This is a genomic window from Weissella viridescens, assembly GCF_014789145.1.
Classification (GTDB): Bacteria; Bacillota; Bacilli; order Lactobacillales; family Lactobacillaceae; genus Weissella; species Weissella viridescens.
Genome location: NZ_CP061835.1, coordinates 641,254 through 660,926 on the forward strand (window position 1 = coordinate 641,254; position 19,673 = coordinate 660,926).

A 19,673-nucleotide genomic window follows, 5' to 3' on the forward strand; every position below is an offset into this window, starting at 1 on the left:
ATGGCTAACTACTTATTAGAAATTGGTTTAGAAGAAGTACCAGCACACCTGGTCACACCAGCAATTAATCAACTCGTTGAACGTATGGAAAATTTCTTAACTGAAGAACGCCTTCAACATGGTGCCATTAAGCCATTTTCAACGCCACGTCGTTTGGCAGTGTTGGTTGAAGATGTTGCAGAAAAGGCTGACGATTTTCAAGAGGAAGTCAAAGGACCTGCTAAGAAGGCGGCCCTAGATGCTGATGGTAATTATACCAAGGCAGCCCAAGGCTTTGTTCGTGGTCAAGGTTTGACAACGGATGATATTACTTTTAAGGAATTTAAGGGTAATGAATATATTTACGTGACAAAATTTGAAGCTGGTAAGCCAGCCGCTGAAGTCTTAACGGGAGTTAAAGCTGTCGTTGAAGCGATGACCTTTCCAACAACCATGCGCTGGGGACGTCACAGTTTTGAGTATGTTCGTCCAATTCGTTGGGTTGTTTCATTATTGGATGATACAATCGTGCCATTCAACATTTTGGATGTGGCTGCGGGACGTTCAACACGTGGACACCGCTTCCTAGGTCATGATGCCGATATTATGACTGCAACGGATTACGTTGAAACCTTGGCTAGTGTTTATGTGCAAGCCGATGCCCAAGCCCGTAAGGCGGCCATTCAAGACCAAATTGCCCAAATTGGTGCAGAAAATGGTTGGCAAGTTGTTGCAGACGCAGACCTTCTCGAGGAAGTTAATAATTTAGTTGAGTATCCAACTGCCTTTTCAGGTGACTTTGATGAAAAGTATTTGTCATTACCGGATGAGGTATTGATTACTTCAATGAAGGAGCACCAACGTTTCTTCCACGTGACAGATGCGAATGGTGATTTGTTGCCACACTTCATTTCAGTTCGAAACGGAAATGCAGATCATATGGATAATGTGATTGCTGGGAATGAAAAGGTGTTAGTCGCCCGTCTTGAAGATGCCTTGTTCTTCTATCAAGAAGATCAAAAGCATGATATTGATTACTATAATGAAAAGTTGACCCGAGTATCATTCCACGCTAAGTTGGGATCTGTTTATGATCACACGCGTCGTGCAACAGTGATTGCGCGTTTGATTGCGAATGATTTAAATTTTGATGATGGACAACAAGCTTTGCTTGAACGTGCAGGTGCCATTTACAAATTTGACTTGATGACGGGAATGGTCGGGGAGTTTGATGAATTGCAAGGGATTATGGGTGAGAAGTATGCCTTAATCTTTGGTGAAACACCAGAAGTTGCCCAAGCAATTCGTGAACACTATATGCCAATCAGCGCCGGTGGGGCTTTGCCTGAAAGTGATTTAGGTAAGGTATTAGCTTTGGCTGACAAGCTTGATACGATTTTGTCATTCTTTGCTGGTGAAATGATTCCATCTGGTTCAAATGATCCGTATGCCTTACGTCGTGCGGCTTCAGGAATTGTGGCCATCTTGGCTGACAACGATTGGAATTTGGATATTGATGCAATTCTAAACCGCTTTGTCGCACAAATGGTTGAACGACAAGATACATTAGGACTACCTGATGAAGTGGCCTCGAGCTTAACAGGAAGCGTTAGCTCTGTCATTGATTTCTTGACTGATCGTGTGGTCAAGGAGCTACAAGATCGTGGTGTGCGTCGTGATGTGATTAATGCGGTCACGAAGAATGACTTTACCAGCACAACGCAAATGTTTGATTCAGCAGATGCGCTGATTGCACATACTGATGATGCGAACTTCCGCGATGGTGTTGAAGGTTTGACGCGAATTATGCGCCTCACAACGAAGAATCCAACAGATGCTTCAGTTGACCCAGCCTTATTTGAAAATGATGCGGAAGCCAACTTGTACGAAGCGGTACATCCAGTTGCTGACATTTCTGGAACTGATGCTGTGCTTGCTGCGTTGTTGGGATTGGCACCACAAATTGATGCCTACTTTGATGAAACAATGGTGATGGTTGACGATGACGCAGTTAAGCAAAATCGTTTGGCAACACTTCAGGCTGTTTCTCAACAAGCCAAGCGCGTTGCTAACTTCATGGAGTTAGATGTGAAGAGTAAGTAAATATTTAAACTTAAAAGCAGTGCCGGGACTAACCTGGAGACTGCTTTTTTGTTACACAACTGTAAAGTCTTGATAAGTAAGTTTAACTTAATTATATCGAAATCTATGTATAATGAAATTTGTTAGGAATAATTGTGGAGATTCCTTGTGTCCTTAAAAGAAAGATGAGTTATAAATTGGAAGTAAGTATTGGTTATTGGATTGGTTTTTTTGTTTTCGTCATGATTATGTTAGCCCTTGATTTGGGGGTTTTTCATAAGACGGATGAAGAACCATCAGTTAAGTCTTCACTCCTATGGAGTGCCTTTTGGATTGGACTAGCTTTCGTCTTTGCTGGCGGTGTCTGGTATTTCGGTGGAAAGGCACCAGCAGTTGACTTTATCACTGCCTACCTTTTGGAAAAATCATTGAGTATTGATAATTTATTTATCTTTATCTTAGTGTTTAGCTATTTCAAGATTGCACCAAAGTATCAACACCGAATTTTGTTCTGGGGTGTGTTTGGTGCACTGGTAATGCGTGTTATCTTCATTTTTGGTGGTGCAGCCTTATTGCATCGCTTCGAATGGTTGATGTACATTTTCGGGGCTTTCTTGGTTTACACTGGGATCAAGATGTTCTTTGAAAAGGATGGCGACCAGGACTTGAATGACAGTGGTATGATTAAACTGTTCCGTAAGTTCTTACCCATCAAGGAAGATGTCGTTGAACCGCATTTCTTAGTTAAAGATAATGGTAAGGTATATGCAACGCAGTTCTTGTTGGCCTTGTTGTTTATTGAAGCATCAGATTTGCTGTTTGCCGTTGATTCAATTCCAGCGGTGTTGGCCGTTACACAAGATACATTTATTGTTGTCACTTCAAACATCTTTGCAATTATGGGGCTACGTTCACTGTATTTTGCACTCGCAAGTATTCTCCCAATGTTCCGCTATATCAAGTACGCCTTAGCTGGCATTCTAGCGTTTATCGGGATTAAAATGATTGTGAACGAAGTAAGCAAAATGATGGGATCTTCATTCCAGATTTCAAACGTTTTGTCACTTGCAGTTATTGTTGGCTCATTAGCAATTGCCATTGTGGCCTCAATTATCGTGTCACGTCGTGAAGAAAAACAAGTTTAATGTAAAAGCACCCACAGGTTGGGTGCTTTTTTTGCAATCGCTTTCTACAATTAAGTTCAATTGTTGAAAATATGCTATAATATCAGCTGTAAGAGAAATATTTAAAAACAAATTTCAAGAAATGAGGACGGCATAATGACAGAGAAAATGTTATTTGGTACGTATACAAAGCGTGTTTCAAAGGGGATTTATCAAGCTGACTTTGATGAACAGACAGGTGAAATGTCCAATGTTGAAGCAATCGCCGAAATTGGATCACCAACTTATTTAAATGTAAGTAATGCCGACGTGCTTTACGCCGTTGATAAGCAAGATGGTCAAGGTGGCGTTGCCGTTTATGATTATGATTCTGAAAACGCAAAAACAACTTTAAAGCAAGAAGTGTTGGCTGATGGTGCATCACCAGCCTATGTTGCCGTTGATGAGAACCGTCAACTCCTTTATACAGCTAACTACCATAAGGGGACTGTAGAAATTTATGCAATTGCTGCTGATGGTAAGTTGACGCAAACTGACGCTTTTCAAGCTGTTGGCTCAGGTCCACGTCCTGAGCAAGATGGTCCTCACATGCACTTTGCTAATTTGACACCAGACAATCGTTTGGTTGCAGTTGATTTGGGATCAGATAAGGTTTATACATTTGATGTTTCCGAAGCAGGTAAGTTAACTGAAGTGGCAGTATTCGAAACTGAAGCTGGTTTTGGTCCTCGTCATATTCGTTTTAGTCAAGATGGTCAAAAAGCCTATCTTTTAGGAGAACTCTCATCGCAACTTTCTGAGTTGAACTACGATGCAACATCAGGTACTTTTGAGTTGGTTCAAACGCTTTCAACTAAGCCTGACGATTGGGAGGCACACAATGGTGCTGCCGCTATCTACGTTTCTGCAGATAACCGTTTTATCTACACAAGTAATCGTGGACACAATTCAATTGCTGTATTCGAAGTTAAGGCCAATGGTGCCATTGATCGTCGCGTTCAACTGATTTCAACTGAGGGTGATTTCCCACGTGACTTCGCTTTGTCACCAAATGAACGTTACCTAATTGCGACCAATCAAAACACAGACAATGCCACTGTATATCAACGAGATACAGTAACTGGGCAATTGACACTTCAAGAAAAAGATATTCAAGTACCTGAACCCGTACGAGTTGTCTTTGTTAAATAACAGGTTGAGGAGTAGCATTTAATGGACGCAAACCCAAATCAAAAAAATTCATGGTTTTATCGGTGGTTTTTAAATAATAAAACAGTCACGACGTTGTTAGTGGTTTTACTTTTGTTAATTATCATTTTTATGGTTTCAAAAGTAAGTTTTATATTCGAGCCACTTAAAGTCATTTTTGCAGCAGTGGGAACACCTATTATCATTGCTGGTGTTTTCTATTACTTTTTAAACCCGCTCGTTGATTTACTAGAAAAAAAGACCCAAGTTAAAAGAACTTGGATTATCTCACTGATTTTCATTGCGCTAATTGGCTTATTGGTTTGGGGCTTAGCAGTCTTCATTCCGTGGTTGGGAGGGCAAGTACGGAGCTTTGTCGAGAATGTGCCAAACTATTGGCATAGTTTCACCAAAGTTTCCGATGAAATTCTCAAAGGAAATAAATATCCGCAATTGAATGCAATTGTTAGTGAATTCAATGATGACCTAACGAATTGGTTTAAAAATTCCTCAAGTGATTATGCAAAAAAGGGATTTAGTAGCGTTTCAAGTCTAGTCGGCTCAATTACTAAAGTTGGCGTGAGTCTGGTTACTTTCCCAGTTATTTTGTTCTACATGCTTAAAGATGGTCATCATTTGCCTAAATACTTAACCAGCTTCTTTCCTAAGCGAGCGCAAAGTTCGTTCCAAGAGACGTTGCAAGATATTAATGCGCAAATTTCAAATTATATTCGTGGGCAACTTTCAGTTGCCTTTGCGGTTATGATTATGTTTGGGATTGGATTTACAATTATCGGCTTGCCCTACGGGCTATTTTTAGCATTGTTAGCCGGAATCTTTAATTTAATCCCGTACATTGGATCATTTTTGGCGATGTTACCAGCGTTGGGAGTGGCTTTATCAGTTTCACCAATGCTATTTGCGCAGGCGGTTCTTGTCTTCGTGATTGAACAAATCTTGGAAGGACATGTGATTTCACCTAAGCTGTTAGGGGATTCATTGGAAATTTATCCAGTAACGGTTTTGGTTGTGTTGCTTTCAGCTGGAAATTTGTTTGGATTGCCAGGGGTCATCTTAGGTATTCCAGGTTATGCAGTATTGAAGGTCCTTGTAACGAAACTATATAGTTGGTGGCGCCATGTTTCGGGATTGTTTGACGACGATGACGGCATATCAACTAAGCAAACAGCTGAGGCTAATCCAGGTCATACGAGCGATTAGAGTAAAGTCTTTAATAAGATTTAGCGTTATAGCACGAACTTTAATTAGTTCGTGCTATAATTTTTGTTTAAGTAGAAATAAAAGCCGTTATGGCTGACACGCAGGGGAGTTTTATGAGTACGAATCATATTGTTTTATTTGAACCATTGATGCCCGCTAATACTGGGAACATCGCCCGAACTGCAACGGGAACAAATACAAAATTACATTTAATTGAGCCACTTGGCTTTGATTTGGACGACAAACATGTGAAGCGAGCAGGTTTGGACTATTGGGATACGGTAGATTTAGAAATTCATCCAAATCTACCTGCCTTTATGGAAACCTTACAAGCATCTGATGAATTATTTTTGATCTCTAAGTTTGCACCACGTGCGTATCATCAAGCTGATTTTACAGCTCCAGATCACGACTATTATTTTATGTTTGGAAAAGAAACAACGGGGTTGCCTGAACCATTTATGCGCAAGCATGCGGATCAAGCCTTACGAATTCCACAAAATGATGAGCATATTCGATCACTAAATCTAGCCAACACGGCTGCGATTGTTATTTATGAAGCACTACGCCAGCAACAATTTAATGGCCTTGATCTAACATTCGATTATGATTATGACAAATTAAAGTAACTGAAAGGAGGCATTATGGCTGAAACAAAGCAAAATCGGCCAAAGCAAACATCCAAGCCAAAGACACCACGGAAGCCGGCTGCAAAGTCTGGTCAAAAAAAGCGGCCAGCTAAGAAGAAGCAGACGAGTTGGCTAGCAGTACATTGGCCACAGTTGACGGCGCTCGGTCTAAGTCTATTATCGGTGTTGGCCATTTTTAAGGTAGGCCTATTGGGCAAGTTTTTTGCGAATGTCATGCGCTGGTGCATCGGTGGTAGTTATCAACTTTTCTTAGTTATCTTACTTGTACCACTCTTAGTGGTAATTGCATATAACCAGTGGCCAAAGAAAATAAAAAAGAATCAGTATGTGGGCTTTACCTTGTTTTATTTAGGCCTTTGCCTATCTGGATCAATTCTTTTATTTACAAAAATGAACATTCATACTGATTTTATGGGTCACATTAGTGAGTATATTCGTCAAGATGTGGTGAATGCAGCCGTTTCAACGCCCGTGGGTGGTGGAATGATTGGCGCGGGCTTATACCAAGTCAGTCATCTCTTGCTAGGGAATTTTGGCGCATGGCTTGTGGCAATCTTATTGATTTTAAGTGGTGTGATTGTGACATTCAACGTCCCAATTCGAGAAGTTTTTGATAATTTCTTCAATTTAGCCGAAGGAACTGGGGATTATGTACAGGTGAAAGCTAATACGGTTCATGAGACAGTGACTGAAAAGGTGTCAGATTTTAAGACACGCCAGAAACATGCGATGACCGATGTCTTTAATGATGATCCATTTGGGGCAGGGAAGCAGGACCAGGAAGCAAAATTGCCGGATGCTACAATTGGGCAGTTAGACGATCAGTCATTAAATGAAGTTGGAAATGTCGAGGCAACGAGTACGGAATTTAAAATGCCAGAAATTGTTGCACCTGAGGCAAAAACACAGGATGTTATCGCAGATTCATTGCCCGATACAGCATTTGATACGCCGGCATTTAATGAGTCTGGAAGTTTCGATGTGCCGCCGATTCCGCCAGAAAGTGACGCCCCACAAGATTCGCCATTTGGCCCAACTGATTTTGATGCGAATGAAGTGATTCAAAGCCCAGATGCAACGGTTGAACCTGTGACTTATGGTGAAGATGTCAGCGATGATGAATTAGATATGCCATTGACGCATGCTGATGTGGTAGGTCATAACGATAGCCAGACGAGTCCAAAAACAAAACCACATCAAAGTAACGTTGGTCACGTTGAACCCTCAACGAAGTCTGTACCAACTGAAGATGTTGATGCGAGTGGATTGGGAACTGTTATTGATGACGCTCATTATCAATTGCCATCACCAGAGTTACTAACAGAAATTGGATCGACTGATCAATCGGCTGAGCGTGATGCACTGAATGAAAAAGCGCGTATTTTACATGAGACGCTGAAGAGCTTCCATATTAATGCCACTGTTGAAAAAGTTGTCCTTGGACCAACAGTGACGCAGTATGAAATCAAACCGGCAGTTGGTGTGAAAGTGTCTAAAATCCAGAACCTAGCTGATGATTTGGCCTTATCATTATCAGCTAAATCGCTGCGTATTGAGGCGCCAATTCCAGGCAAAAATGTGGTTGGAATTGAAGTTGCTAACGACCAACAAGCGACGGTTGGTTTTAAGGATATGGTTGAAGAGTCTGGGATTGATACGAAACATCCTTTGACTGTGCCCATTGGCCGTGGTGTGACTAGTGGCGTTGTCAAAATGGATTTGACCAAGATGCCGCATTTGTTGATTGCAGGATCGACAGGATCTGGGAAATCCGTGGCCATTAACGGAATTCTGGCCTCAATTCTATTGCAGGCCAAGCCTAGCCAAGTGCGTTTAATGCTAGTTGACCCCAAGAAGGTTGAACTATCAGTTTATAATGATATTCCACATCTGATTACGCCAGTCGTTTCAGATCCAAAAAAGGCTTCAATTGGGTTGAAAAAGGTTGTGGCAGAGATGGATCGACGCTTTAAGCTCCTTGCAGATGCAGGTGTACGTAACATGGATGGTTATAATCGCTATGTTGAAAAACAAAATGCGAAGGACCCTTCAACTGTGTTACAAACCATGCCATATCTTGTGGTTGTGATTGATGAGCTGGCTGATTTGATGATGACTTCATCAGTCTCTGGTGATGTGGAAAATGCAATTGTGCGGATTGCACAATTGGGTCGTGCCGCAGGTATTCATATGATTGTGGCAACGCAACGGCCTTCAGTTGATATCATTACGGGGCTAATTAAAGCCAACGTGCCTTCACGAATGGCTTTTGCGGTTTCTTCTGGTGTCGACTCAAGAACAATTCTGGACCAAAATGGGGCCGAAAAGCTACTTGGACGTGGTGATATGCTATTTGCACCAATTGGAGCAAGTGGTCCACAACGTGTACAAGGTGCCTTTATCTCGGATGAGGATGTCGAGAATCTGACTGACTTTATTAAAGATCAAGGTGAGGCCCAGTATGATGAAAGCATGACGGTTTCTGATGCAGAAGTACAATCGCTTGAATCTGGTCAGAATGGTGGCGCTGACGAGCTTGATGAACTTTGGGATGAAGTCTTGGAGTTCGTCCTTCGCGCAGGTGGTGCTTCGACGTCATCAATTCAACGTCATTTCAAGATAGGTTATAACCGAGCTGGTCGGATTATTGATGACATGTCTGATCGAGGTCTTATTGGACCGCAAAATGGTTCTAAACCACGTGAAATCAATTTCACTGCTGAGATGTTACCAGGATTAAAACGACAAGTGCAAAGTTAAAAAAACGGACGTTGATGATTTATTCATCACGTCCGTTTTGCTATAATTTGAGTAACTTAAATGAATCGAGATAGGCACATTGATAGAAATAAATGATCTAACAAAACAATTTGGTGATAAGACAGCAGTCAGTCATTTAAATATGCAGATTAAACCTGGCGAGGTAATGGGTTTGATTGGTCAAAATGGCGCTGGTAAAACAACAACTTTTCGAATGATTCTTGACTTTATTGATCCAACCAGTGGTTCAGTGCGTTGGGATGGGACGTCAATGACCGCTGAAAAGCGTCAAAAATTAGGCTTTTTACCTGAAGAACGTGGCCTATATCAGAAGATGAGTATTGAAGACCAAGTCCTTTATTTTGCTGAACTCCATGGTATGAAACGTGGGGATGCACGTCTAGCTTTGCGTGATTGGATGAAACGTTTGAACGTGGTCGGCAAACCGGAAGATAAAGTCCAAAGTTTATCAAAAGGGAATGCACAAAAAATTCAGTTGATTGCAACAGTCATTTTCAATCCAACATTTTTAATTTTAGACGAACCATTTTCCGGGTTAGATCCAGTTAATACAGAATTGATGATGCAGGAAATTTTGAACTTAAAGCAACAAGGGGCGATGATTATTTTCAGTTCGCACGACATGGCGGGTGTTGAAAAGTTGTCCGATCAGTTAACCATGCTGCGCCATGGTGAAACCGTGTTACAAGGAGCACCCACAGAAATCCGTGAGAGTTTTGGCCGGACAGAATTATACCTTGAAGCGCCCATTTCATCTGATACACTGGCCCAAATTGATGGCGTGGACGCAATTGAGCCGCAAGGTGATGGCCGTTTGTTACACTTATCAGATCCTGAGTCTGGAAAAACAGTGTTTAAACTGGCGACTCAAGCGGGGTACATTCCTGCTTTTGCGCAAGAACCACCAACTTTAGATGCCATTTTTAGACGTGAAGTCGCGGCAGGAGAGGTGAAATAATGCAGAAAAAACAGTTATGGATTGTTATTCGTCAGACATTTGTCAATCGGTTAAAAACCGTCGGCTATTGGATGTTAGTGCTGACTCCAATCTTAATTTTAGCAGCAATTGCAGGGATTAATTTTGTTGTGCAGGCCACGCAAAATAATACAGCACCAAAGATTGGTGTGGTACAGAATCAACCCTTGGTCCATTATTTAGATAAACAACAACAATTAGATGCTGACATCAAAGGCTATGCCAAGACAAGTACAGCTAATAAAGCACTCGCTGATGAAAAAATTGATGCTGTTCTGGTCGAGCATCAGCAACAATTTACGTTAACCAAAAGAGCGAACGGTCAATCGATTGATCAAAAAGCACTTCAGAGTGCCCTAACCCAGTACAATACGATTAATCGGGCTAAGGCTTTGCAGGTTAGTGATGATACGTTGCAACAATTGATGACACCACCTGAAATGAGCACGCACATTCAAAGTCAAAAAGGGGTTAATAAAGACGGCGCAAATAGTAATGCTGCTAATTATGGCGTCGCGGTTGCCCTTGGCATTCTGATTTTCATGTTCCTAACCTCGTATGTAGGGATGATTGCTCAAGAAATAGCAAACGAAAAATCATCACGCATTATGGAAATCTTGTTAGCGGCCACTTCACCAGGCGTGCAATTCTTTGGGAAAATCGGTGGGATTGGCTTGCTAGCGCTCTTACATGGCGCCATTTATCTGATTTTAGGTATCATAGCTAGTTTCTGGCTGCCTAAAATCTCGCAACTTAAGGGCGTGTTGGATATGCTGCAGGGCATTGATTGGTCGTTTGCTTTGATGACTATGCTGATTGTGATTGTTTCAATATTCTTATATATGGTTTTAACAGCAATCATTGCCGCTATGGTCAACGACCTAAGTCAGGTGCAACAGGCAGTTGCACCTGTGACATACATCTCATTAATTGGCTACATTCTGACCTTTGTTTTAAATGGACAACCACATAACGCTTTTTTGAACATTTTGTCGTATGTGCCATTTGTGTCACAAACATTAATGCCTGCTCGGCTGGGATTACAGTATGCAACGATGACACAAGCTAGTATTGCACTAACCTTAGAAGTGATGATGCTATACTTCTTGTCAAAGTACGGATTGCGTGTGTATAAGCGCAATGTATTGACTTATCGAGAAGGTAATATCACAAAGGCCGCCTTATTGAGTTTAAAAGGGCTGTTTAAGGCACATTAAAATGGTAAAAAAACGCCTGACTGTGAAATCGCAGTCAGGCGTTTTTTTATAAGTTTTACTTTTTTTGGTCTGTTTTATTTTTCTTATTCAAGAAATCTTTGGCGTTATTATCATCATCTAAATCAGGAATTTGGAATGTTGCATCCATTTTTTTGCCAAGTTCATCCTTGCGGCGTGTGAGTAGTCCCATATTGATTGAGCTCCCTTCTGATAAATCGTGTTGCCATAAGTGTAGCACTTTTAGTCGCAAAAATGAATGGATGGAAAGTTTAGTTAAACCGAATTTCACTCCTTAAACCGTATGAAAAGGTGTATAATAGATGTAATCATTTTGAGCGGAAGGAGGTCATTATGGCTTCTGAACATATTGAACAAAAATTAGCCTTGTTACCAGATTTACCTGGTTCTTACCAAATGAAAGATATCAACGGTAAAATTATTTACGTTGGAAAGGCAAAGAATTTAAAAAATCGTGTGCGATCTTATTTTAAAAGTGAACACACAGGCAAGACGGCTGAACTTGTGCGCAATATCGCAGATTTTGATTATATTGTCACGAGTTCAGAAAAAGAATCGCTGTTACTAGAAGTGACATTGATTCAAAAATATCAGCCATACTATAATATTCGGTTAAAGCAGGGGACTGGCTATCCTTATATTAAAATCACGAATGAACGTGACCCACAAATTATGTTGGTAAGTGACGTCAAAAAGGATGGAGCACACTATTTTGGGCCATACCCAAATGTCTATGCTGCTGAAGAAACGGTGCACTTCTTGCAGAAAGTATATCCATTACGTCGTTGTAATGGTTACCAAGGTCGCCCGTGTTTGTATGCCAATATGGGCCAATGCTTAGGTGCGTGTTTCAGAGAAGTTCCCGAATCAGAGTATGCTGATCAGATTAAGCATATTCAATCATTTCTCAATGGTGATACAAAGAACGTGACAAAACAACTTGAGACACGTATGAACGAGGCCTCTGAGCAACTTGAATTTGAACGGGCAGCTGATTTAAGGGACCAGTTGAAATTTATCAAGACAACAGTTGAAAAGCAAAAAATCATTTCAAATGATGGGACCCCGCGTGATTTAATTAACTTCTATATGGATAAGGGTTGGCTATCGGTACAAGTTTTCTTTATTCGTCAGTCTCGATTGATGAAACGTGAGAAACGCGTGTTTGCGATTGTTGATGATGCTGGCGAAGAGCTTACAAGTTTCATCTTGCAATTTTATAATCGTAAAAATGCCATTTTACCTAAAGAAATTTTAGTTCCCAAAGAGGTTAACCGTGACGCCATTGCAGATGTATTGGGTGTTTCAGTTAAAACACCTCAGCGTGGCGAGAAAAAAGCCTTGATGGATTTGGCAGAGAAAAACGCCAAAATTGAGCTTGAAGAAAAATTCCGCCTGATGGAAATGAATGAGCAAAAGACCAATGGGGCTATGCAAGAAATTGCGGACGCGTTAAATATCCCTGAAATTCATCGGATTGAAGCTTTTGACCATTCACATTTGAGTGGAGAAGAGATGGTTTCAGCCATGGTTGTATTTGAAGATGGTGTCCCCAATAAGAAACTTTATCGTAAGTATAAAACCAAAACTGTCGCGCATGCTGATGAACGGGCCGAGACCATGGAAGTCATTCGTCGCCGATATTCTCGTCTCTTAAAAGAACATGAAGCATTGCCTGATCTAATTTTGATGGATGGTGGCGAAATTCAATTGAATGCAGCCAAAGAAGTCATCGAGGATGAGTTAGGGTTGGAAATTCCAGTAGCGGCCATGGTAAAGAATGATCAACATAAAACAGCCGATTTACTAAAAGAAGATGGCGCACCACACGTGCATTTAGATCCAAAATCTCAGGGATTCTTCTTACTCCAACGGATTCAGGATGAGGTCCACCGGTTTGCGATTACGTTTCATCGACAATTGCGGTCAAAAAACTCTTTAGCATCGAAGTTAGATGAAATTAATGGGGTTGGACCGAAAACACGACAAAAGTTACTCTCCCATTTTGGGTCCCTAAAAAAAATAGCGAATGCCCCTGATGACGAACTAAAAGAAATGGGTATCTCCGATAAGGTCATTCAAAATATCAAAATTTCCTTGCAAGCCCGACAAGATTAAAGGGGAAGTGACTAGCAATCGCGAACGTTTTAATTTATACTGAAGATTACGGTTTATTGCAGTTTGTAAAATAAGAAAGTGAGGTCATGAACGATGGCGTTTGTCGACCAAGTAAAAATTAATGTAAAAGCTGGAAAGGGTGGCGATGGAGTCGTCTCTTTCCGACATGAAAAGTATGTGGATATGGGTGGTCCTTTTGGTGGTGACGGTGGTCACGGGGGATCAGTCATTTTGAAAGTAGATTCAGGGTTACGTACCTTGATGGATTTCCGTTATAAGACGCACTTTAAGGCAACACCTGGTCAAAATGGTGCGACTAAAGGTATGACAGGGCGGTCAGCTGAAGATTTAGTGATTAAAGTTCCAGAAGGAACCACAGTGACCAATACTGAAACTGGACAAATTGTGGCTGACTTAACTGAACCAGGCCAAGAATTAGTTGTTGCAGAAGGTGGTCGTGGTGGTCGTGGTAATATCCATTTTGCGACTTCAAAAAATCCTGCACCAGAAATTGCCGAAAATGGTGAACCTGGTCAGGAATTCTCACTCCAACTGGAGTTGCGGGTTCTAGCTGATGTTGGATTAGTGGGATTCCCCTCTGTTGGGAAATCAACATTACTCTCAGTTGTAACGGCAGCCAAGCCTAAAGTGGCGGCTTATCACTTTACAACGCTTGTTCCTAACTTAGGCATGGTACAACTAGATGATGGGCGCGACTTTGTTATGGCCGACTTACCTGGTCTGATTGAAGGTGCATCAGATGGAGTTGGGCTGGGTATTCAGTTCTTGCGTCACGTTGAACGGACACGGGTTATCTTGCACATGATTGATATGTCAGGGATTGATCCTGAAAATGATCCATATGAAGCTTATAAAGCTATTAACAGTGAGCTTGAGACTTATGATCCAGCTTTGTTGGAACGTCCACAAATTATCGTGCCAACAAAAATGGATATGCCTGACGCCGAAGAGACCTTAGTTGAATTCAAGCAAAAGCTTGCAGATGATCCATCTGTACCGGATGATGTTGAAATTATGCCAATCTCATCTTTGAATCGTGAAGGTGTGCAACCATTGATGCGTCGTACAGCGGATCTTTTGGATGTGACACCACAATTCATTGCTAAGGGGATGGAACCTGAATCTGAAACAACCATGTATGAATTTAAGGATGATCAACCTGCCTTCCAGATTGATCATGCTGAAGATGATTTGTGGATTGTGTATGGTGATGAAATCGAAGACATCATGCGTCGAACAAACACGGCCTTCACCGAATCACTCATGCGTTTTGCACGTGTGATGCGTAAGATGGGTGTTGATGCGGCCTTGCACGATGCCGGAGCCAAGAATGGGGATACCGTTCAAATTCTTGATTTCCAATTCGAATATGAAGAATAAAACAATAAACCGTTGATATTAGCGATTAACCGCTTTATATCAGCGGTTTTATTGTGTAAAATGGATTTTAATAAACGCTCTCTAAGTGGATAGCTATTAATTTTAAGGCGTTTTAAGGGAGAACGAGTATGGTAGAACTTGATTTAACAATTGCACAGCAAGCAGCTGTATTTGAACAAGATATAAAAAAGTCACGCTTTATTTTGAATATTGCTCGTGTTGCAAATGAAGAAGAAGCGCAAACATTCATTAATGACATCAAAAAGCAGGAACGTAAGGCAAACCACAATGTTTGGGCGTATGTACTTGGCAAAAAAGACGAAGTGCAACGGTATTCTGATGATGGCGAACCCGCTGGTACAGCAGGGGTACCAATGCTTGAAGTATTAAAAAACAATCAAGTACACAATGTCGTGGCTGTGGTCACGCGTTACTTTGGTGGTGTGAAATTAGGTGCCGGGGGGTTGATTCGGGCATATGCTGGAACAGTTGCTGATGGAATCGCAGAAGTTGGTTTGGTGGAATTAGTTAAGCAACAAGAAGTTCAGCTCACGGTTGACTACAGTCAGTTTGAAACTATCAAGTATTGGCTGGAACAACATGAATACCAGATTCTCGCGGTTGATTATGCGACTGAAGTTGTACTAACAGTTGGGGTTGAAGCAGACGCAATTACGGCGTTTACGCAAGCGATTGAAAATCAATTAGCAGGAAAAGTTACCATAGTGGTGGGCGCCGAACGAATGGTTGAGCGTCCCTATTCCCGTAATATTTCCGCGAAAACAACATCGTTAAAATAGGAAAGAGGTTGCATATATGCAAGCAGATATAAAAAATCAGAAACTAGCACGAATAGTGGTGCTCCATGTGATATTGATTGCTTTAATGCTGGTCATTACACAATTGCCGACACCAAGCAGATTTTTGATTTGGAACCTGTTTCTTGCAGTTATCCCATTTGACTTGGCTTGGCTTTATATTTATTTAAAGCCACAGGCTGGTTCAAAATGGATTCTGCTGGGGGTGGCCTTAGTTTGGTTATTGTTCTATCCGAATACACTTTACATGCTGACGGACTATATCCATCTACAAGCAGTTGGCGTAGATTTAACAGGGATTTATCAGGTACTAAATTATGTTATCTTGACAGCAGGAATTTTCTTAGGCGCTTTTTTTGGATTCGAGAGTGCTTATCAAATGCGCTATGCGCTAATCAAAAATCCAGGCTGGTGGATTTCGGTTGTCTATTATGGTGGGTTATCTGCGATTAGTGCCTTTGGGATTTATTTAGGCCGTTATCTCCGGTTAAATTCTTGGCATGTTTTGACAGAACCGATTCGGGTTGTTGAAGCGTTAAACTACGCTTTAGTGACAGATCACGGCTTTACACTTAAGTTCTTAATTTTATTTACCTGTTTGGAAATGATGTTATTCGGCGTTTATGCTATGTTAAAGAAGCTATAAAAAAAGACTGGTCAATTATGACCAGTCTTTTTTTTTTGAGGACGTAAGCTTTTAGAAATCTGTGAAAACCAACCTGCATTGAGTGCGACAAGCACGGCACTGGCAATGAAAACACCACGATAACCAAATTGTGTTGCAACTAATGAGCCTAAAAGTGGTCCGCAAACCGATCCCATTGACTGGAACGACTGATTGTAAGAAAATACACGGCTTGTGATGGCGCTAGGCGTAGTCTTAGTTAGGAGAGTTTGCACAGCGGGCATCATCGTTGAGTTAGAAATCCCCATCAAGAATCGAAGCAATACTAATTGCCAAATGGTTGTGACGAATGCGGTGGGCACCAAGGACATGAAGGCGATTAAGAAGCCAATCATGATCATTTTATAAGTGCCGATTCGGTCACCTAAAATACCGAAACGTTTTGCCACGAGTAAGGTTGCAATTCCAGGCATTGCAGTAACAAGTCCAGCTAGAAAGGTAGTTGGCAGACCCGTCGCATTGATTTGTCGGACAAATAGGGCAATGAAAGGACTGATTGAAAAATTGGCCATTTGAATAATCATGGTTGTGGTGAAAAGGCCAAAAGTCAATTTCGTATTGGGCAAGAGTTGTAGAACTTGGTTAAATGAAAGTGTATCTTCTTTTGAAACAGGTGTGAATGATTCTTTAACCAACGTTAAAACCAACATAAAGACTAATGTGAAAATAGCCGCTGTAATGAAAAAAGCAACGCGGTAACTAACAAAGCTTGCCAGTGTTCCCCCAATGAATGGCCCTAATAATTGCCCAGAGGTCATACCCGTTACAAGAACCCCCATGGCGTATCCAGAGCGTGCCTTAGGTGTTTGTGTGGCAACCATGGCATTAGCATTTGAAACAAATCCGCCCAGGAGGCCTTGAATCCCGCGCAAGATGATCAGTATCCACACATTAGTAGCCAGTCCCATTAGTGCGTACACAATTGCCATACCAAGCGACGCGCGGAGTAGCATAATTTTACGGCCTTTAGTGTCAGCTAATTTTCCCCAAAAAGGAGAGGATAGGGCTGTTGTGAGGTAGGAAATTGAAAAGGTTAGTGAACTGTAAAAAGATAATTGTTTGGCGGTAAAGTGGCCGAGTGTGTCGACGTAGAGTGACATAAAGGGTAGGACTTCACTAAAGCCAATCCCCATCATAAAAACGCCAAACCAAAGTACATAAAGGTTGCGTTGCCAGATGGGAAATTGTGCCAATTTAGTTTTAATTACTTGCATTGTAGCAACTCCCTTCTAAATGTGGTGATTAGAAAATATAATTAAGTATAGGCTGATTGATACGATAATGCGAATTTTATCAGGAAATCGGCTCAAAGTTCTTGAAAAAAATTTGAGACCGTGTATCATATTCAAAAAGACATATTGTTAACAGATATAGAAAAAGTTTTTTGTTTGCAGATTTAATTGTTAGAAAATGGCTAACAAGTTTCTACCGCCTTCCAAAAATGGCGACAATCCGCAAATGCGATTTCCTTGCATTTGTGGATACTTGTATCCAGAAATGCTTTTTTTATTGATTTCAATCACACGGAGGAAATTATGACGTTTTCAAGTACAGATAAAGTAACTAAGTTGGGCTTAACTTTTGACGATGTATTGTTAGTCCCTGCAGAATCACACGTTTTACCAAATGATGTGGATCTTTCAGTTGAATTAACACCATCACTAAAGTTGAATATTCCAGTGCTTTCAGCAGCAATGGATACAGTGACCGAGTCGCGTTTGGCAATTCGTATGGCTCAACTGGGTGGCTTAGGTGTCGTACATAAGAATATGTTAATCGAACAACAAGCTGCTGAAGTTGCTAAGGTTAAGAAGGCAGATGTTGATTATGGTAATTTCCCTCAAGCTGCAACTGATGTTGACGGGCATCTTCTGGTAGCCGGGGCTGTTGGTGTAACATCAGACTCAATTAAGCGTGTGGCAGCATTAGTTGATGCTGGCGTTGATGCGATTGTTTTGGACTCAGCGCATGGTCACTCAGATGGTATTCTCCGTAAAGTTGAAGAAATTCGGGCAGCGTTCCCAACATTAAATATTATTGCTGGAAACATCGCTACAAGTGAAGGCGCACAGGCCTTGTACGATGCTGGTGTCGATGTCGTCAAAGTTGGGATTGGTCCTGGTTCAATTTGTACGACACGCGTTGTTGCCGGTGTCGGTGTGCCACAATTAACGGCCGTTCTTGATGCAGCTGAGGTTGCGGTTAAAGAAGGCAAGACCATTATTGCAGACGGTGGTTTGAAGTTCTCAGGAGATATTGTTAAAGCCTTAGCTGCTGGTGGAAATGCTGTCATGCTCGGATCAATGCTTGCTGGAACAGAAGAAGCACCTGGTGAAGTCATTACTGATGAAACGAGCGGTCACCAATTCAAATCATACCGTGGTATGGGATCAATCGCTGCTATGGAAAACGGATCAAAAGATCGTTATTTCCAAGGTGAAGTTAATGAAGCAAACAAGATGGTCCCTGAAGGAATCGAAGGACGTACAGCGTACAAGGGTTCATTAGATGGCGTTATTTTCCAAATTATTGGTGGTTTACGCTCAGGAATGGGCTACACTGGTGCAGCTGATATCAATGAATTGATTGATAAGAGTCGCTTTGTTCAAATTACAAATGCCGGTTTGATCGAAAGCCATCCGCACGACGTGCAAATTTCCAAGTCAGCACCAAACTATAGTCGCGATTAATCTAGAATCTCTGGTCAATTGACCAGAGATTTTTTTATTAACGACCGAAATGTATCTTCGCTTAAACTTAATTTCTGCTATAATAAGACAGATACAAAACAAATAAACGAGGTACAGTGTACATGTTTGAATATCTTAAAGGCATGGTGACTGCCGTTATGCCGAGCTATATCGTCGTTGATGTTGCCGGAGTTGGTTACCGTATTATTACTGCCAACCCGTTTGCATTCACTGAGCAACAAGTGGCCACTGTATACGTTGAACAAATTGTACGTGACAATGAGCAAACACTTTATGGTTTCCAGACACTAGACGAGAAGACGCTTTTCCAAAAGTTATTGGCTGTTTCTGGTATTGGACCAAAATCAGCCTTAGCCATTTTAGCCAGTAGTGATCATACTGGTTTGGTGCAAGCAATTGTTAATGATGATGTAACTTTTTTGACAAAGTTTCCAGGTATTGGAAAGAAGACAGCTCAGCAGATTATTTTGGATTTGCAAAATAAGGTTGATGAGCTGCCATTCCAGACTCAAATGGATCAATTTGAATTGGATGTACCAAAACCAAAAGCCGGTTCTGACCTAGATGAAGCCTTACAAGCGTTGGAAGCGCTTGGATATGCCAAGAAAGACTTGAAGCGCATTGAAAAGCAACTTCAAACTGAGGCATTAGCAGATACGGCTGCATATGTGAGTGCGGGGCTTAAATTATTACAATAAGAAAGA

At 41.3% G+C, this 19,673-nt stretch carries 16 protein-coding genes and 1 riboswitch; of the genes, 14 read left to right on the forward strand and 2 right to left on the reverse strand.

Annotated elements, in window-relative coordinates; all coding sequences use genetic code 11:
- The 8 genes from glyS (at position 1) to IE337_RS03300 (ending at position 11,218) form a co-directional block, all read left to right on the forward strand.
- Positions 1–2,082, forward strand: a complete 2,082-nt coding sequence (glyS, locus tag IE337_RS03265) for a glycine--tRNA ligase subunit beta (RefSeq protein ID WP_191136757.1) — start codon at positions 1–3, stop codon at positions 2,080–2,082.
- 176 nt (positions 2,083–2,258) lie between these two features.
- The gene (locus tag IE337_RS03270; protein WP_191136758.1) at positions 2,259–3,206 is read left to right on the forward strand and encodes a TerC family protein; all 948 of its coding nucleotides are present in this window, start codon (positions 2,259–2,261) and stop codon (positions 3,204–3,206) included.
- A 135-nt stretch (positions 3,207–3,341) separates the two neighbouring features.
- Positions 3,342–4,376 (forward strand): lactonase family protein, encoded by a 1,035-nt coding sequence (locus tag IE337_RS03275; protein ID WP_191136759.1) that lies wholly within the window; start codon positions 3,342–3,344, stop codon positions 4,374–4,376.
- 21 nt (positions 4,377–4,397) lie between these two features.
- Positions 4,398–5,594 carry an AI-2E family transporter gene (locus IE337_RS03280; protein WP_191136760.1) on the forward strand — a complete coding sequence of 399 codons (1,197 nt, stop codon included), beginning with the start codon at positions 4,398–4,400 and terminating at the stop codon, positions 5,592–5,594.
- A gap of 113 nt (positions 5,595–5,707) precedes the next feature.
- Positions 5,708–6,223 (forward strand): tRNA (cytidine(34)-2'-O)-methyltransferase, encoded by a 516-nt coding sequence (locus IE337_RS03285; protein WP_191136761.1) that lies wholly within the window; start codon positions 5,708–5,710, stop codon positions 6,221–6,223.
- 15 nt (positions 6,224–6,238) lie between these two features.
- Positions 6,239–9,004: an FtsK/SpoIIIE family DNA translocase gene (locus tag IE337_RS03290; RefSeq protein ID WP_191136762.1), complete on the forward strand. Its 2,766-nt coding sequence runs from the start codon at positions 6,239–6,241 to the stop codon at positions 9,002–9,004.
- Between the two features lie 79 nt (positions 9,005–9,083).
- Positions 9,084–9,983, forward strand: coding sequence for an ABC transporter ATP-binding protein (locus tag IE337_RS03295; RefSeq protein WP_057746358.1), 900 nt, complete (start codon positions 9,084–9,086; stop codon positions 9,981–9,983).
- Positions 9,983–11,218, forward strand: coding sequence for an ABC transporter permease (locus tag IE337_RS03300; protein WP_191136763.1), 1,236 nt, complete (start codon positions 9,983–9,985; stop codon positions 11,216–11,218). Before IE337_RS03295 ends, IE337_RS03300 begins: the two co-directional genes overlap by 1 nt.
- Positions 11,219–11,273: 55 nt before the next feature.
- On the opposite strand, the gene IE337_RS07910 is transcribed toward IE337_RS03300, so the two are convergent.
- On the reverse strand, positions 11,274–11,408 hold the full coding sequence (locus tag IE337_RS07910; RefSeq protein ID WP_258311513.1) for a hypothetical protein: 135 nt from the start codon (positions 11,406–11,408) through the stop codon (positions 11,274–11,276).
- A 161-nt stretch (positions 11,409–11,569) separates the two neighbouring features.
- On the opposite strand from IE337_RS07910, the gene uvrC reads away from it, so the two are divergent.
- From uvrC to IE337_RS03320, 4 genes are all read left to right on the forward strand, one after another.
- Entirely contained in the window at positions 11,570–13,354 is a 1,785-nt protein-coding gene (uvrC, locus tag IE337_RS03305) for an excinuclease ABC subunit UvrC (protein ID WP_191136764.1), read from the forward strand.
- Between the two features lie 93 nt (positions 13,355–13,447).
- On the forward strand, positions 13,448–14,755 hold the full coding sequence (gene obgE, locus IE337_RS03310) for a GTPase ObgE (protein WP_191136765.1): 1,308 nt from the start codon (positions 13,448–13,450) through the stop codon (positions 14,753–14,755).
- A 128-nt stretch (positions 14,756–14,883) separates the two neighbouring features.
- Positions 14,884–15,555, forward strand: a complete 672-nt coding sequence (locus IE337_RS03315) for a YigZ family protein (protein ID WP_191136766.1) — start codon at positions 14,884–14,886, stop codon at positions 15,553–15,555.
- Between the two features lie 16 nt (positions 15,556–15,571).
- A complete protein-coding gene (locus tag IE337_RS03320) occupies positions 15,572–16,219 on the forward strand; it encodes a DUF1361 domain-containing protein (RefSeq protein ID WP_191136767.1) in 648 nt (215 codons plus the stop codon).
- 11 nt (positions 16,220–16,230) lie between these two features.
- Here IE337_RS03320 and IE337_RS03325 read toward each other — a convergent pair whose 3' ends face one another.
- The gene (locus IE337_RS03325) at positions 16,231–17,472 is read right to left on the reverse strand and encodes an MFS transporter (protein WP_191136768.1); all 1,242 of its coding nucleotides are present in this window, start codon (positions 17,470–17,472) and stop codon (positions 16,231–16,233) included.
- A gap of 158 nt (positions 17,473–17,630) precedes the next feature.
- Positions 17,631–17,729: riboswitch (purine riboswitch) on the forward strand.
- Between the two features lie 64 nt (positions 17,730–17,793).
- On the opposite strand from IE337_RS03325, the gene guaB reads away from it, so the two are divergent.
- Entirely contained in the window at positions 17,794–18,948 is a 1,155-nt protein-coding gene (gene guaB / locus IE337_RS03330; RefSeq protein WP_057746544.1) for an IMP dehydrogenase, read from the forward strand.
- Positions 18,949–19,070: 122 nt separating this feature from the next.
- Positions 19,071–19,667, forward strand: a complete 597-nt coding sequence (gene ruvA, locus IE337_RS03335; RefSeq protein ID WP_057746548.1) for a Holliday junction branch migration protein RuvA — start codon at positions 19,071–19,073, stop codon at positions 19,665–19,667.
- Positions 19,668–19,673 lie beyond the last annotated feature (6 nt).

What these genes read in the sequence shown, in the direction of transcription:
- glyS (WP_191136757.1), top strand. Translation starts at nt 1, where the DNA reads ATGGCTAACTACTTATTAGAAATTGGTTTAGAAGAAGTACCAGCACAC.
- IE337_RS03275 (WP_191136759.1), top strand. Translation starts at nt 3,342, where the DNA reads ATGACAGAGAAAATGTTATTTGGTACGTATACAAAGCGTGTTTCAAAG.
- IE337_RS03280 (WP_191136760.1), top strand. Translation starts at nt 4,398, where the DNA reads ATGGACGCAAACCCAAATCAAAAAAATTCATGGTTTTATCGGTGGTTT.
- IE337_RS03285 (WP_191136761.1), top strand. Translation starts at nt 5,708, where the DNA reads ATGAGTACGAATCATATTGTTTTATTTGAACCATTGATGCCCGCTAAT.
- IE337_RS03290 (WP_191136762.1), top strand. Translation starts at nt 6,239, where the DNA reads ATGGCTGAAACAAAGCAAAATCGGCCAAAGCAAACATCCAAGCCAAAG.
- IE337_RS03300 (WP_191136763.1), top strand. Translation starts at nt 9,983, where the DNA reads ATGCAGAAAAAACAGTTATGGATTGTTATTCGTCAGACATTTGTCAAT.
- IE337_RS07910 (WP_258311513.1), bottom strand. Translation starts at nt 11,408, where the DNA reads ATGGGACTACTCACACGCCGCAAGGATGAACTTGGCAAAAAAATGGAT.
- uvrC (WP_191136764.1), top strand. Translation starts at nt 11,570, where the DNA reads ATGGCTTCTGAACATATTGAACAAAAATTAGCCTTGTTACCAGATTTA.
- obgE (WP_191136765.1), top strand. Translation starts at nt 13,448, where the DNA reads ATGGCGTTTGTCGACCAAGTAAAAATTAATGTAAAAGCTGGAAAGGGT.
- IE337_RS03315 (WP_191136766.1), top strand. Translation starts at nt 14,884, where the DNA reads ATGGTAGAACTTGATTTAACAATTGCACAGCAAGCAGCTGTATTTGAA.
- IE337_RS03320 (WP_191136767.1), top strand. Translation starts at nt 15,572, where the DNA reads ATGCAAGCAGATATAAAAAATCAGAAACTAGCACGAATAGTGGTGCTC.
- IE337_RS03325 (WP_191136768.1), bottom strand. Translation starts at nt 17,472, where the DNA reads ATGCAAGTAATTAAAACTAAATTGGCACAATTTCCCATCTGGCAACGC.
- guaB (WP_057746544.1), top strand. Translation starts at nt 17,794, where the DNA reads ATGACGTTTTCAAGTACAGATAAAGTAACTAAGTTGGGCTTAACTTTT.
- ruvA (WP_057746548.1), top strand. Translation starts at nt 19,071, where the DNA reads ATGTTTGAATATCTTAAAGGCATGGTGACTGCCGTTATGCCGAGCTAT.